The sequence below is a fragment of the Snodgrassella gandavensis genome (assembly GCF_914768025.1).
GTDB lineage: Bacteria > Pseudomonadota > Gammaproteobacteria > Burkholderiales > Neisseriaceae > Snodgrassella > Snodgrassella gandavensis.
In genome coordinates, this window is the sequence record NZ_CAJZCE010000003.1 from 239092 (window position 1) to 253711 (window position 14620).

13 protein-coding genes are annotated in these 14620 nt (G+C 41.0%); 3 read left to right on the forward strand and 10 right to left on the reverse strand.

Features of this window, described 5'->3' with window-relative positions; genetic code table 11:
* Positions 1-764 precede the first annotated feature (764 nt).
* The 7 genes from MJ764_RS04185 to MJ764_RS04215 all read right to left on the reverse strand — a co-directional run bounded on the left by MJ764_RS04185 (position 765) and on the right by MJ764_RS04215 (position 8508).
* Complete coding sequence (locus MJ764_RS04185) at positions 765-2126, reverse strand: sodium-dependent transporter (RefSeq protein ID WP_239324894.1); 1362 nt, start codon at positions 2124-2126, stop codon at positions 765-767.
* Positions 2127-2354: 228 nt separating this feature from the next.
* Complete coding sequence (locus MJ764_RS04190) at positions 2355-3158, reverse strand: carbon-nitrogen hydrolase family protein (protein ID WP_239324895.1); 804 nt, start codon at positions 3156-3158, stop codon at positions 2355-2357.
* A gap of 688 nt (positions 3159-3846) precedes the next feature.
* Positions 3847-4707, reverse strand: coding sequence for an FRG domain-containing protein (locus MJ764_RS04195; protein ID WP_239324897.1), 861 nt, complete (start codon positions 4705-4707; stop codon positions 3847-3849).
* A gap of 9 nt (positions 4708-4716) precedes the next feature.
* A complete protein-coding gene (locus MJ764_RS04200) occupies positions 4717-5595 on the reverse strand; it encodes a helix-turn-helix transcriptional regulator (protein WP_239324899.1) in 879 nt (292 codons plus the stop codon).
* A 530-nt stretch (positions 5596-6125) separates the two neighbouring features.
* The gene (locus MJ764_RS04205; RefSeq protein ID WP_420853921.1) at positions 6126-6635 is read right to left on the reverse strand and encodes a Fur family transcriptional regulator; all 510 of its coding nucleotides are present in this window, start codon (positions 6633-6635) and stop codon (positions 6126-6128) included.
* Positions 6636-6646: 11 nt separating this feature from the next.
* A complete protein-coding gene (locus tag MJ764_RS04210; protein WP_239324901.1) occupies positions 6647-7399 on the reverse strand; it encodes an SDR family oxidoreductase in 753 nt (250 codons plus the stop codon).
* Between the two features lie 158 nt (positions 7400-7557).
* Entirely contained in the window at positions 7558-8508 is a 951-nt protein-coding gene (locus MJ764_RS04215; protein WP_239324903.1) for a serine hydrolase, read from the reverse strand.
* 414 nt (positions 8509-8922) lie between these two features.
* Here MJ764_RS04215 and clpX point away from each other — a divergent pair, with 414 nt between their 5' ends.
* Positions 8923-10206 (forward strand): ATP-dependent Clp protease ATP-binding subunit ClpX, encoded by a 1284-nt coding sequence (clpX, locus tag MJ764_RS04220; RefSeq protein WP_239324905.1) that lies wholly within the window; start codon positions 8923-8925, stop codon positions 10204-10206.
* A gap of 202 nt (positions 10207-10408) precedes the next feature.
* Here the strand turns inward: clpX and MJ764_RS04225 are convergent, their stop codons facing one another.
* Complete coding sequence (locus MJ764_RS04225) at positions 10409-11086, reverse strand: S24 family peptidase (protein ID WP_239324907.1); 678 nt, start codon at positions 11084-11086, stop codon at positions 10409-10411.
* A gap of 209 nt (positions 11087-11295) precedes the next feature.
* On the opposite strand from MJ764_RS04225, the gene MJ764_RS04230 reads away from it, so the two are divergent.
* Positions 11296-11544 (forward strand): hypothetical protein, encoded by a 249-nt coding sequence (locus MJ764_RS04230; protein WP_239324909.1) that lies wholly within the window; start codon positions 11296-11298, stop codon positions 11542-11544.
* A gap of 209 nt (positions 11545-11753) precedes the next feature.
* Here the strand turns inward: MJ764_RS04230 and mpl are convergent, their stop codons facing one another.
* Both mpl and MJ764_RS04240 read right to left on the reverse strand, forming a co-directional pair.
* A complete protein-coding gene (gene mpl / locus MJ764_RS04235; protein WP_239324911.1) occupies positions 11754-13157 on the reverse strand; it encodes a UDP-N-acetylmuramate:L-alanyl-gamma-D-glutamyl-meso-diaminopimelate ligase in 1404 nt (467 codons plus the stop codon).
* A gap of 241 nt (positions 13158-13398) precedes the next feature.
* Positions 13399-13815, reverse strand: a complete 417-nt coding sequence (locus tag MJ764_RS04240) for a PH domain-containing protein (protein ID WP_239324913.1) — start codon at positions 13813-13815, stop codon at positions 13399-13401.
* A 709-nt stretch (positions 13816-14524) separates the two neighbouring features.
* Between MJ764_RS04240 and MJ764_RS11510 the strand changes: the two genes are divergently transcribed.
* Positions 14525-14620: transposase (locus tag MJ764_RS11510; RefSeq protein ID WP_338053820.1), on the forward strand; the 96-nt coding region annotated here is incomplete at its 3' end.

The window sequence follows — 14620 nt, forward strand, 5'->3', positions numbered from 1 at the left end:
AATTTATCAGATATCAGCGTAAATCCAAGTCGGCCGGGCTGACTTGGATAATTTTTATTATGGGTATGGCTGCCGTTTATCTGTGGCTGAAAGCCATCTATGTCAGCTATTTATGTCTGGCCAGAGAGTATCAGGCCTATCTGCTGAAAATACTGAAAACTATATAGAAATTTTTTGGCGGTTAGTGAGCAAGTTGCATTATTGAGAATATTAATCGATTGTTGCTTAGAATATTAGCTTATCTATGGATTAACTAGCAAAAACCACTTATTGTACAAAACCATGATTATTTATTGCTTATCATCACTTGGATACGCATGAATTTATCTCGCTAGTTCTGGATTAATATCTGGATTGCCGCCAGTATTGGATTTGGAATGATGTTTATGTTTGTCTTACCCATTCCTGCTTGTGCTTATAAAACTTTATTAACAACAAATATCTAAATTATTAGCATTTTAAATGCGCACATGCCTGAGTAAACACGGTATGTGATAACCATCTGAACTGGATTTTCTTTGTTTACGAAATTTTCTATCTTATTTGTTGCAATATCATTTATCTGCCTGCAAATGTGGTTTGATGTAGCTGATATACTTCGGCCATTGAGTATTATTTTATCAACGTAGATTGTTTTCACAATATGACAAAAGGTTGATTTTTTTAACATAAACCAAGCCATTTACCCCTCAGGCTCGCGTTTCTTCCGCGAGCCTGAGGGGTAAATGGCATAAAACCTGATTTTAATATTAACTATAGCAGAATTACATAAATCCGTATATCAGGATAGCAATTACCGCTACAGGAATAACAATCTGGCATAAAAATTTCCAGCCAGCAAATATTGCCGGGCTTAAATTCAGTTCCTGTCGAATGGTTTCCTGCTTCATCAGCCAGCCCGCAAAAATAATGGTACCCAGACCAGTTAACGGCAGCATGAGTTTACTGGTGACGTAATCCAGAAAATCAAAAATATTTTTTCCAAATATGGTGACATCCTGCCACGCATTAAAGGACAACAGACAGGCAATACCCAATGCCCAGATAACCACGCTGCTGACTAATGTAGCTGATTTACGGCCTAAATGGGTTTTCTCTTCCAGCAGTTCTACTGTTGGTTCCAGTAATGAAATAGAGGAAGTAAGTGCAGCAAAGGTAAGGAAGATAAAGAACAGTACACCGATGATGGTACCACCAGCCATATTACCAAAAGCAATCGGCAAGGTAACAAAAATCAGGCCGGGGCCTTCCGCCGGTTGCAGGCCGTTGGCAAATACCAATGGAAAAATAGCCATACCGGATAAAACGGCCACGATTACGTCCAGAATCACAACGGTACGGGCAGTAGAAATCAGATTAACATCTTTGCCCAGATAGGAGCCATAAGCCATCATAATGCCCATACCCAGAGACAGACTGAAAAATGCATGTCCCAATGCCGCCAATACTGCTTTACCGGTAATGGCAGACCAGTCTGGGGTAAACAGGAACGCAAATGCCTTGCCAAATGATGGGCCACTGACAACGCCGGCATAAACCACCAGCCCAATCAGCAAAACACCCAGCCCCGGCATCATGATTTTGCATGAGCGCTCCAAGCCAGCACCTACACCCATGGCTACAATCAAGCCAGTAGCCAACATAAACACAGTATGCCAAGTAAGCAAATGGTTTACACTGCCAAGAAACTGCTCAAAAACCTGGCTGGTGCCATCGCCATGCAGCCCTTTGAAAGTACCATTGGCGGCAAGGAAAATATAGTCAGTGGCCCAGCCACCAATCACGCTGTAAAAAGATAAAATCAGGAATGAACCAAGCACACCGATAATGCCTACCCAGCGCCATGATTTGGACTGCCCTTCAGCAGCGGCCACATCTTCCATGGTGTGAATCGGATTTTTCTGTCCCCGCCGGCCAATCAGCCATTCAGCTACCAGAATCGGCAAACCAATCACAAACATGCAAATCAAATAAGTAAGCACAAAGGCAGAACCACCCATCTGGCCGGCCATATAGGGAAATTTCCAGATATTGCCCAAACCTACTGCTGAGCCTGCGGCGGCGAGCATAAAACCCATCCGCGAGCTCCATTGTGAATGCGATTTTTTCTTTGTTCCGCCACTCATAACTGCCCCTTACATCCTAACTCAAGATTCAATAGAAAACTCAACATTTAACTCAACAATGTAAAATTAATTGGCAATCATGCCATGAATCGCTTTTTTGGACAAGAAATGATTGCTTATGTGCTGTCTTTCCGACTACCAACCGGATAATTTAGACACTATGTCCAAATTATCCGGCTGGTGTATTCAATTAATTCAACATCTGTTAAGGCAGTTGATAATTAATGATTACAGTAAACGATGTTGTAGTGCCGGTAATTTGGTACGTACCGATTGCAGGAAATCCGCATCCAGCTCAGCACAAATAACGCCCTCGCCCTCCGGTAATGAGGCGATTACTTCACCCCACGGATTAATAATCAGGCTGTGGCCATAGGTACGGCGGCCATTCTGGTGCTGCCCGCCTTGTGCTGAAGCCAGTACATAACACTGATTTTCAATTGCTCTGGCAGTTAATAATGTATGCCAGTGTGCCTTACCGGTGGTATAGGTAAAGGCTGCCGGTAAAACCAGTACATCAAATGGGAGCTGGGCACGGAAGAATTCAGGAAAACGCAAATCGTAACAAATACCCTGCGCCACAGCGATATGATCAACTTTCAGCTCGGGTATATCCATGCCGCGCAATATGGTATCGGCTTCGGCATAATATTCATTGGCACCGCTGTAACCAAACAAGTGCATTTTGTGATAGAAACCAAGCAGCTCACCGGCACGCCCATACACCAGCATGGTATTAAGCACCTTGGTTTTATCGGTACTTTGTAAGGGTATGGTGCCACCAAACAATACAATACCCAATTCAGCCGCCAGTGTTTTTAAGGCAGTTTGCAGTGCCCCATCGCCGAATGTCTCTGCTACAGCTACTTTATCGGTATCGTCTTTACCCATAATTGGCCAGTATTCAGGTAATACCACCCATTCAGCCCCTGCTGCGGCAGCCTGCCGCACTAATCGCTGCATAGACTGGATATTTTCGGCAATGTCAGTACCCGAAACCATTTGTACAATGCCAACATTGATATTGTTCATGTATTGCTCCTTAAATACTCAAAAACTGATGCCATAACTGTAGCAGTAGGATTATTTATAGCCTTAACTGGATTGATACGCAAATAAATCAATATTTATTGTGATGATGCAGGTAGTTGCTGTGATGGTAAAGCATTTATTGTAGAAATGTTATTCCGATTTCTAATAATATATTAATATTAATTAATAAATTTATTTTGACTTTAATATAAGGCTATTACTAGAATGATCATGAAATTAAACAGAGGTTAATACTTAGCAGCTACAACAGTATAAGAGAGGAATAGACAGTAATACAAACCAGACCACTATTTTTAAATAATATACCCTGATTAGCTGATGATTCAGCTATATAAATAATTACAGCAGAACTCCGAATCATTCGTCGCAAGAATTATTTATATGTATTAATAAATTTATCTAATTGACAAAGAAACAGTTATAGTGTCAGTTAACATAAAACAGCAGATTCAGTAATATCGGTATTAAGCTAAATTAAGCAACCGCTATCATCATTAAATTTATTTCATTCCAATAGATAAAAGGAGTTTGATAATAAGTTTTCAGATGAGTGCTTCAACGCATTTAACATTCAACGTTCCCTCAGCAAAAAAGACTATTCGTATAATAATGCGGCGATGGAGACTGCATTAAAAAATATTAATAGTTTAATATTTTAAATTAAAATCTATTTAACTTTATTTTTATAAGAAATATATCTAGCGGAACTTTCAATACCAGGAAAAACTGTACTCTCATTAATATTGAGTAAATCAAGTTCATCTAATATCTTTTTTCGATTGTTAATTTTTATTCTTTTAACCTGAATGTAATTATTTCCAATTTCATCTAAAGTAGCATTTAAACCAAATAAAAGAAATACACCTGATTGAGAAGATATTCTGACATTATTTTTAATTCCTTTAATACAAATAATATCTTCTAAATCACTTTTATTGATTTTCGGTTCAAAAAATGGCTTTTCTTCTCTAATAAAATGAAGAAGTTTTTTTATGCTAGGTTGTTGGTTAAAGCGCTCACGTTCTTTGTTAAAATCGATTGTCTCTTTCTCATGATGAGATAATCTAGCTAAATTTGCAATACAGCTTGCAGTATCTGAATCATAATATTTGACATATTTATCATTTATAAAAAATATAATTACTTCTCCAACACCCTCGTCCATATGCGTACTGGATCTGCAAGCAAAATAAAGAGCAATAAGAGGATTAGTTGTTAGATCAAGTAAACGAGTTGGCATTGAATAATGCTGCATTCTAACCAATTTATCTAAAGTATACTTATCATTGATAAATTCTTTATATTCAGACATGTAAAGCTCTCGATATAAGATATGTTCTTGCATGCTGTATATAGACTGACCTTCACTATTTTTTCTAAACAATGAAGGTACTAAACGATATTGTTCACTTGAGTGACCACGATAAAATATATGTTGCTTGTGGTCATTTTTTATGGCGACTATTTGTTGAATAAATTCGACCACTTCCCCAATATAAATATCATTTTCTTCGTGTTTTCTATACATATAATTTACCTATTCATTATTACTTAATTCATGAGATCCTGTTTTATACGAATAAAGAGGTGTATCAATTAATCCAATATTTTCTATAGGAATAAAATGTATTTCACCATTAAGATCAACAAAACGAATGAATCTATTCATTTCATATTCAATATCCATAAGACTATTAAACAACGCAGAAGCATCTCCTATATCAATAGTTTCTGTTGTATTGTCATGAAAATAAATATAGACGTGATAAATAAGCTCAAGAACATTATTTTCTGTAATCCTCTTTTCTTTGATTAATTCATCAATAGTACTTTGTAACTTCTCCGAGGTATTCTCACAAAAGTGCTCATAATTAAAGAAATATTCTTCTATAAGATTATAATACTCTTCCGCTCCTAATCCTTGATATCCATCCCAAGGCAGCTCCCAATCTTTTGGCATATCTGAAGAATCATCAAGGAGTGAAATTTTTTTTATTATGCTTTTATTTATAAAAAGTAATCGGTTATTTAAAGTGTCCACAGCAAGTATTTTATTTTGTGCATCTGGTTGGTCATTATGTAAGACACGTTCAACTCTATTAGCTGTTGCAGAAGTGATTGGATACCATTTAATAACATTTGAGTTGTATAAAAGAATACCTATATGCCCCCAAAAAGAATCAATCCTTTCGTCAGTATTCCACGGCTTCCATGATGTTATAGTAACTACGTCATTATTTAAAAGATCATAAACACTTGTACCAAAAATTACAGCAATATCTCTTAATATTTTCAATTCTGGTTGAGATTTATTCAACTCCCAATCACTTATATCTTTTGGTTTTACACCTAGCATAGCAGCTAAATCTTTTTGCTTATAATTATATAATTTTCTTAAATTTTTTAATTTTTCCATACTAGTACTAATGTTTTTTTAAATTATTTCAGTTATATGAGTTAATAATACACGAAAGAAGAAAAATAATCTGTTTAAACTGACATAAGTTAATCTGTAACTAGCCCATACTTAGTACACAACTTTGTAGAAAATTACACAGCGTGTTTTTAATATTGTGTATCCGATAAGCTTACGGTTTTCGCTTTCTGTTCCTTTAGGAATTGAATATCGGATAATTACATATTACAGTATTTATTTCGCCACTTAATAAAGCTGAATCGTTTATACCATATTATCGGAAACGCTTCTTAACTGGAATATCGGCATCTGTTTCCTTAAAAATAGATATGATTTAATGCTCCGTTATTTTTTCATATTTAAACCCTCTTTCAGTTAATAAAAAAATTTTCTATGTGGCAATTACAATAATGGTCAACTCAATAAAATAGATTATTGGTACCAAATACCAGTTGCTAAAAAAATTCTGGATATTGTGCTTAATTGAAAAAGCTGATATCCAGAATCATTCTTTATACTAATCAAATATTTTACGACTGGCGCTGCTGGCATTCCTGGCATTGCTGGCAGATACCGGTAAGTACGATATGTTCATCATTGAGCATAAAGCCGTTATCGGCCGCGCGCTGGCGCAATGCTGCCCATTCGGAGCTCAGGCTTTGTTCATCTACGGCACCACACTGGTTGCACACCAGTACAAAATCGCTGTGATGTATATTGTCTTGCTGACAATGGCTGTCACATTCATGCTGAACGTGACGGCAAAGAATATAGCCGTTAACCGCCGGTATTTTATGTAATACGCCCTGCTCTGCCCAGAAATCCAGTGCCCGATAGGCGGTGGGCGGGGCAACGGTGTTGCTGCTGTGCTGTTGCATATGTGCCAGTACTTGATAGGCTTTAATTACGCCGTCCATGTTTAATACAATATCCAGTACCTGAGCACGTAGCTGGGTAACGGTAACGCCCTGCTCTGCGCACTGTGCCATGATACGTGCTTTATCTTCGGCTTTGGATTGCCATGCTGTATTGCTACTCATGCCTGCCAGCCTTATGCCAGATCACGGGTAACGCTCAGGCCGGCAAAGGTTTGTGATACTGGCATGATTTCGATGTTGTTGACATTCATATGGGCAGGGGTTTGATAGAGCCATAACACGGTGTTGGCGATATCTGCCGGTTGCAGATAGCTGATATTTTCATACACGGCTGCGGCTTGCTTGTCGTCGCCGCGAAAGCGCACATTGGAAAATTCGGTATCACCACACAGGCCGGGAGCAATATTGGTAACGCGAATACGAGTGCCGGCCAGATCGGTACGCAAATTCAGGCTAAACTGGCGTACAAAGGCTTTGGTTGCGCCATATACATTGCCGCCTTTATACGGCCATGCGCCGGCAGTGGAGCCCAGATTGATGATATAACCGGCATTTTTGGCTATCATGCGCGGCAGTATCTGCCGGGTTACATAGGTTAAGCCAAGGATATTGGTATGAATCATGGTTTCCCAGTCGGCATAGTTTGCTTCCTGAGCTGGCTCCATGCCCAGCGCCAGCCCGGCATTATTCACCAGTAAATCAATATCAGCCCAGGTGCCTTGCAGGGAAGCCAATGCGCTATCGACGCTGCTTTTATCGGCCACATCCATTTGTAACGGTAAAAAGGCTGTGCCCAGCTCGGCCTGTAAATGGTGCAGCTTATCCAGCCGCCGTGCTGCGCCGATAACTTTATAGCCGGCATGAACCAGTACCCGACACATTTCTGCACCAAAACCGGCAGAAGCGCCTGTAATCAATATTGCCATATCAGCATCCTTCCCTGTTATTTGTTCCAGACTGTATTTGTCTTTCAAGTGCTAATGTTAGCACGTTCCGGTATATTTCAAAGTAAATAGCAGGCTCAATCAGCCAGATAATAAAAACCCCGTTAACGCTAACGGGGTGGTTCATTACAGGCCTGTGCCTACAGAGACTGCTGCATGGCCCATGAGCGCAGCGCGCGGGCATCACTAACCCGGGTGGTGGAGCTGGGGGAATTCAGTAGGACAATGGTTACCGGCTGATTCTGTACGCTGGTCAGCAAAACCATGGAGCGGCCTGCTTCGCGGATATAACCGGTTTTTTGCAGGGCAATTGGCCATGCGCCTTCGCGTATCAGTGCATTGGAATTGTGGTACTGCTCTATGCGGCCATTGCTGGTATATACCGCCCCAGAATTATCGGTTGAGAACTGTCGGATAAGCGGATACTGGCTGGCGCCGCGTACCAGTAAAGCCAGATCACGCGCTGTGGCCTGATTGCGCGGATCCAGCCCGGTTGGCTCGTAAAAGCGTGCATTGGTCATACCCAGCTCGGCCACCTTGCGATTCATGGCTTCTACAAATGCCGGCATACCACCCGGATACGTACGTGCTAATGCATGGATTGCCCGGTTTTCACTACTCATTAAGCCGATATGCAACAGTTCACGCCGTGTCATTACGGTGCCAACCGACAGGCGGCTGGTTGATTTTTTCAGCCGGTCAATTTCCGCATCGGTGATGGTAATGAGTTCATTCATATTCTGGTTGGCATCCAGCACTACCATTGCTGAAACCAGCTTGGAAATGGATGCAATAGAACGTACCTGATTGATGTTTTTCTGGTACAGGATTTCGCCGGTCTGGTTATTCATAATCAATGCAGATTGCGAGCTTAATAAAGGGCCGGCAATCTGGGCACGGGCTTCCAGATTGGCATCTGGATGATTGGTGATAAATGAGCTGAGGGTATCGGTCTCACCACCCATCTGCTTTTGTTCGATAAATTTGCCAAGAACATCCAGATCCCCGGCAACGGTGGGCACTGCAAAAAACAGGGCACTACTTAACAGGCTTACCCACTGCCAGCGACGCAGACAAGATAAACGTGACATGATAACTTCCTTTTTGACCCTAACTCAGGGTAATTTAATTCTCAAATAAGATGCTCATACTGAACGTGAGAGAGGAACAGATATTTCTGTTGCCTGTGATTAATAGAAGTTTTCAGCGTCCAAATATTAATATAAAAATCTGTTTCTAAATCCAATTATAAGGCAATTTTAATTACAGCCGGTACTTTGATTAGCTATTTAGATAGATAAAAGCTGTTTATAAACGATATTTTAACCAGATTTTCATTGCTACACGGATTGCGACAATGGTTAAAACTACAATAGCATTCAGTTTGATATCGGGCTAATAACACTATATACTTATTTTTTGGCTGATTTCGGCTATGGTGATTAACTCTGTATCCGGTCAGGCTCTCTCTATATAAGCTCTATTTTCTTGATGAAATCCTGTTTATGAGTAAAGAAATTCGTTATTGTTCGTTTTGCGGGAAACCTGAAAACGATGTTAAAAATTTGATTGAAGGTGAAAACGCATTAATCTGTAATGAATGCGTGGATACATGCAATGACATGCTACATAATCCGGGTAGTTCTTCTGAAGAAAAAGCCACGTCGGCAGCTACTGCTTCTGCCGGCTCAGATGCTGGTACCAGTCAGGATAAATTGCCTACACCGGCAGAAATTGTTGCCAATCTTGATCAATATGTGATTGGACAAGAAACGGCAAAAAAATCGCTAGCTGTAGCGGTATACAATCATTACAAGCGCTTGCGTCTGGGCAAGGAAGAAGGTCAGGTAGAGCTGTCCAAATCTAATATCTTGCTGATTGGCCCTACCGGTTCGGGCAAAACGCTGCTGGCTCAGACACTGGCACGCAAACTGGATGTGCCGTTTGTAATGGCTGATGCCACTACCCTCACTGAAGCAGGTTATGTAGGTGAGGATGTGGAACAGATTATCACTAAATTACTGGGCAAATGCGATTTTGATGTACAGAAAGCGCAAAGAGGCATTGTGTATATTGATGAAATCGATAAGATTTCGCGCAAGAGCGATAATCCTTCGATTACACGCGATGTTTCGGGTGAAGGTGTACAACAGGCTTTGCTGAAACTCGTAGAAGGTACGGTTGCTTCTGTACCGCCTCAGGGTGGCCGTAAACATCCTAATCAGGAATTTATTAATGTAGACACGACTAATATTCTATTTATCTGTGGTGGCGCCTTTGCCGGTCTGGAAAAAGTTATCCGCCAGCGTACGGAAAAAGGTGGTATTGGTTTTGGTGCGGCGGTACACAGTAAAGATGAAAATACTAATATAAGCGAGCTGTTTCAAACGGTGGAACCGGAAGACCTGATTAAATTCGGTTTGATTCCTGAGCTGATTGGCCGTCTGCCAGTAATTGCCACGCTGACGGAGCTGGATGAAGATGCTTTGATTAATATTCTTACTGAACCTAAAAATGCATTAATCAAGCAATTTCAGGCGCTGTTTGCGATGGAAGGTGTGGAACTACAGGTGCAGCCTTCGGCATTGCGCGCTATTGCCAAGCTGGCTATGGCACGTAAAACCGGAGCGCGTGGCTTGCGCTCAATTGTGGAAAAAGCCTTGCTCAATACCATGTATGCCTTGCCTGATTTAGCTGATGTGAAAAAAGTTGTGGTTAATCAGGATGTAATTGAAAAAGGTGCCGAACCGGAATGGTTACTGGCTGATGGCAGTGCCTATAAGGGCTAAAGCGACAAGCTGAAGTTTTGTAGATATAAATAAAAAACCGCCTGAAATTTTTAAGATTCGGGCGGTTTTTTTATTTGTTCAGGAAAATCAGGCTTGCAGCAGGCGTATGCAATGCAAAGTGCCAGCCTCTAAGCTAATATGCAGGATTGGTATATTTCTTTATCTGGTAGCTTTCTCAGGCCAGAGCAGAGAATTATCGGCATCACAGGTATCGGCCAAACCACAGAACCTTGCCGATAATCTGCACATCATCGCTTTCGCTATCCAGCCGAATTTCAAAACTCGGGTAGGCATCGTTGGCAGAAATCACATTGACTACATTACCCGGCATTAGCTGTAGACGTTTTACCAGTAAATTGTCGTTGATACGTAGTACATACAAACCATCACGACGGATGTAATTCATTTGCTGTACGAGAATGGTATCCCCGTCATTGAGCACACCTTCCATTGAATCGCCTTTAACTGAAATAACGGACAAGCCGCTAATTTCCGGGCTAATCATTGAATTAATCCAGTCTTTGCGAAACGCCATGGTGAACATAGGCGTCTCATTGGTAACCAGACTACCATGTCCGGCCGCAGCTTCAATCGCATACCGCGGTACATAAACAAAATCATCGGCGTTAACCGGATTGCCCAGCGTATCATGTGCGGCCTGAGCAGACTGTTCAGGAAAAGGCTCTCCTTCTCCGGTTAGCAGCCAGTCGATACTGCATCCTTTTAATTCTTTGATACGCTTTAGGGTTTCCGCCTTGGGCAAACCGCCTTCATGCCAGATACGGCTGAATCCAGCCATAGTCATATCAATGTCTGTGGCAATTTTGGATTGACGCTCACCCGGCCATAGTGATGCTAGACGGTCTTTGAATGTTTGCATACACAAACTCCAGCAATTTATTAGAAATATCGTCAGTAAATTTATTTTATTATACTTCATTTTTAAAAAAATGAATAGTAATTAAATGTTTAATAAATTTACCTCTTGAATATTTATTTTTTTCTAATTATTATAGTAAAAATTAAATAATTAATTAGATTTATCTAAATTCAGAGTGGATTATGAAATTATTGAAGATATCAGGGTTGATGATTTTACTATTACTGCTGGGAAATTTTCATTCTGCACCAGCCCGAGCGACAGGAGCCCCAATTTCGATTGCTCAGGCATTGGCTTGTCATCATCTGGCACAATTAACCTATACTGAGATGAACTCAGCCCAGATACAAATAGCCAAAAGCTGTGACCAGCGTGAAGCAGCGCAGGGCTGGCTTAATATATATGGAAAAATGAACCATACCGAATTGGCAAAGGCAATGGTATATGAAGCTTCCTGAAACAGGGTACTACTCTTCTGCTGTGGCAACATTATTTACATCGATTTAATTGTTTTTTTGTGCTCACGGGCATACTGGTAGGGTTTTAAACTGAATGTGTAATATTGGGATAAACGCCTGATTGATTGAAATAATAGATCAATCAGGCTTGTGGAGAGTCTGAATCAGCATCTGGATATTATCAGCACCAGAATTCAGGTAAACTGCAATTAATTTGCTGCTTGGTGTTCTAGCTGTGTCCGTAGTTGTTGATGGATACCACCGAAGCTGCCATTACTCATCACTAGTATATGATCGCCCTGTTGCGCCTCGCCAGTAATGGCAGCAATCAGTGACTGCATATCCTGAAAAACCGCTACTTTATCCTGTAACGGACTCAGGGCAGCAGCGACATCCCAGTCAACACCTCCTGCATAACAATATACTTTATCGGCTTGTGCCAGACTGGCTGGCAGAGCAGCTTTCATGGTACCCAGTTTCATGGTATTGGAACGTGGCTCGAGTACGGCCAGAATACGTGCATCAGCCACTTTCTGGCGCAAACCGGCAATGGTGGTGGCAATGGCGGTAGGATGATGAGCGAAATCATCATAAACGGTAATGTTATTGACGGTACCCTTGATTTCCATGCGCCGTTTAACATTTTCAAAGCGAGCCAGTGCGGCACATGACTGCTGTACGGAAACACCAGCATGGCGGGCAGCCGCAATGACGGCCAGTGCATTCATGCGGTTGTGCTGCCCCAACAGTTGCCACTCGATATGGCCTACTTTTTGGTGCTGATACAATACATCAAAGCCACCTGTGTCAGAAATTTCACCTACCTGCCAGTCTTTGCTGGAACCAAAATTTTCTACCTCAGACCAGCAGCCCTGTTGTAAAACCTCGGCCAGTGCAGCAGACTCTTCATTGACGACAATCAGGCCGTCACCCGGGATGGTACGAATCAGATGGTGAAACTGAGTCTGGATTGCGGCGAGGTTGGGAAAAATATCCGCATGGTCATATTCCAGATTGTTCAGAATTGCAGTACGAGGGCGATAATGTACAAATTTGCTGCGCTTATCAAAAAAGGCTGTGTCGTATTCATCGGCCTCAATAACAAAAAACGGGCTACATTCGGTTGTGCCTGTGGATTGTGCTGCTGGAGGTATTTGTGGCAGACGGGCTGATACGGCAAAATTCTGCGGCACGCCACCAATCAGAAATCCGGGTGCCAAGCCAGCATCCTCCAGTACCCATGCCAGCATGCTTGCTGTAGTGGTTTTGCCATGAGTACCGGCCACGGCCAGTACCCAGTGTTGTTGCAGTATATTTTCAGCCAGCCATTGCGGCCCGGAAGTATACGGCAGATTACGATTGAGAATGGCCTCAACTACAGGCATCCCGCGGCGGGCAACATTGCCAATTATATAGACATCGGCAGGATAGCTATCCAACTGTGCGGCCTCAAATCCTTCCACCACATCAATGCCCAAATCAGCTAGCTGGGTACTCATGGGCGGATACATTCTGGCATCACAACCGGTGACGCGGTAGCCGGCCTGTTTGGCAATAGCGGCAATTCCTCCCATAAATGTTCCGCCGATACCGATGATGTGGATATGCTGCATTTTTCTGTCTCTATGCGGTAAAAAGCAGCATTATAGACTGTCCTTATGGTTGCTACATGTATGTTTTTTATTTTCTGTAATTGTACGCTTGTGAAAGTGGATTTCACGGTGAGCAGGCAAGTTTTGCATGCTGGTTAATTGATTATTGTCACTATTTACTGATGGCATGCATTTTATAATTAGAATTATCCATACTGTGAATAATTGCTATTAAGGAAACTGGCCACGTTAGATATCATTATCATGAATATCTGCTGATGTAGCGCTCTAGGATATTTTTCAGATTACTTTTGTGCCATTTTGCGGCAATGATAAAGCTGGGTACTTTAATATGATATTTCTTTTGCTCAAATGTAAATGTTATTTCCCCTCTGATAATGCCTTTCTTAAAGCTTAAATCAGAAATTTTTGTCATTGGGATTACGGTTATGGACTCGGTTAAGTCTGCGCTTAGCGATAAACCAATCAGAATCATTTTTTCTGCATTGAAATAGATAAGCAAATGCTTAATACATAACGCAGCCAATCCGGAAAATAGTGCATATTGCCACGCTTTGGCATCAATCATGCCATAGATTATTGATGAGCTGTCAAAAGATGGTAATTGATGCTGTTGAAAATAAGCTTTGATTTGTTCTAGTTTTAAGCCACTATTCATATGCATCTCCTGTGTTAATAAGATTGTACTTAGGATAAATATTCTAATCCTGTAAATGTGGCTCGTATAGCTGATAAATACTGACTCTAAATATTATTTAGCATATTGATTGATATGATTAAGGGCAATATTAGGGTTCTGAATGATGTGTTACTTATACTGTATACATCTGGCTTTATGGTTTTATGATCATCTATGAGTGATGTGTGAATAGAACAGGTTTAGTATAAATTTTAATAGGATAAAAAGCTGCCCGCTGTAGGTGTTGTGTATCAATGAGTATTGAGGATTTAGTTTATCCACAAAGAGAGATGATTTATGCTGTATTTCCCTGTCCTTTCGCTAATCGGGTTATTAACAGGCGTAATGTGCAGGGATAAATACACATTATTCCTGTCATTACTGGGATGTTATTGCATATAAACTGTGGATAAGTAATTTAGATTATTGTTACTTATGAATTAAATTTAATTGATTAAATTTTAGGCAACAGCATGGCATAAGATTGGATTTCATGCGTTCAGCAGGCCAATCAACCTATACATATCGGTATTCGGGGCATGTAAATGCCTGTAACCAGCATTTGAATTCTCTGGCAATAGCGGTTCTAGCCGATTAAGTACAGGTGTGTCACTTTTGTAACTACCCCCTAAAATAGAACAGCCTCGAAGTAGAAAATTCTCTTCATTAACCAACAGAGGATTTAAACATGAAAAAGATGACTGAACATCAGATCGTATCTATTTTAAAAGAAGCTGAAGCCGGTATTCCTGTTAAAGAACTTTGCCGTAAATATGGCATCGGC

Coding starts and splice junctions, on each gene's coding strand:
- MJ764_RS04185 (WP_239324894.1), bottom strand. CDS start 2,126: ATGAGTGGCGGAACAAAGAAAAAATCGCATTCACAATGGAGCTCGCGG.
- MJ764_RS04190 (WP_239324895.1), bottom strand. CDS start 3,158: ATGAACAATATCAATGTTGGCATTGTACAAATGGTTTCGGGTACTGAC.
- MJ764_RS04195 (WP_239324897.1), bottom strand. CDS start 4,707: ATGTATAGAAAACACGAAGAAAATGATATTTATATTGGGGAAGTGGTC.
- MJ764_RS04200 (WP_239324899.1), bottom strand. CDS start 5,595: ATGGAAAAATTAAAAAATTTAAGAAAATTATATAATTATAAGCAAAAA.
- MJ764_RS04205 (WP_420853921.1), bottom strand. CDS start 6,635: ATGAGTAGCAATACAGCATGGCAATCCAAAGCCGAAGATAAAGCACGT.
- MJ764_RS04210 (WP_239324901.1), bottom strand. CDS start 7,399: ATGGCAATATTGATTACAGGCGCTTCTGCCGGTTTTGGTGCAGAAATG.
- MJ764_RS04215 (WP_239324903.1), bottom strand. CDS start 8,508: ATGTCACGTTTATCTTGTCTGCGTCGCTGGCAGTGGGTAAGCCTGTTA.
- clpX (WP_239324905.1), top strand. CDS start 8,923: ATGAGTAAAGAAATTCGTTATTGTTCGTTTTGCGGGAAACCTGAAAAC.
- MJ764_RS04225 (WP_239324907.1), bottom strand. CDS start 11,086: ATGCAAACATTCAAAGACCGTCTAGCATCACTATGGCCGGGTGAGCGT.
- MJ764_RS04230 (WP_239324909.1), top strand. CDS start 11,296: ATGATTTTACTATTACTGCTGGGAAATTTTCATTCTGCACCAGCCCGA.
- mpl (WP_239324911.1), bottom strand. CDS start 13,157: ATGCAGCATATCCACATCATCGGTATCGGCGGAACATTTATGGGAGGA.
- MJ764_RS04240 (WP_239324913.1), bottom strand. CDS start 13,815: ATGAATAGTGGCTTAAAACTAGAACAAATCAAAGCTTATTTTCAACAG.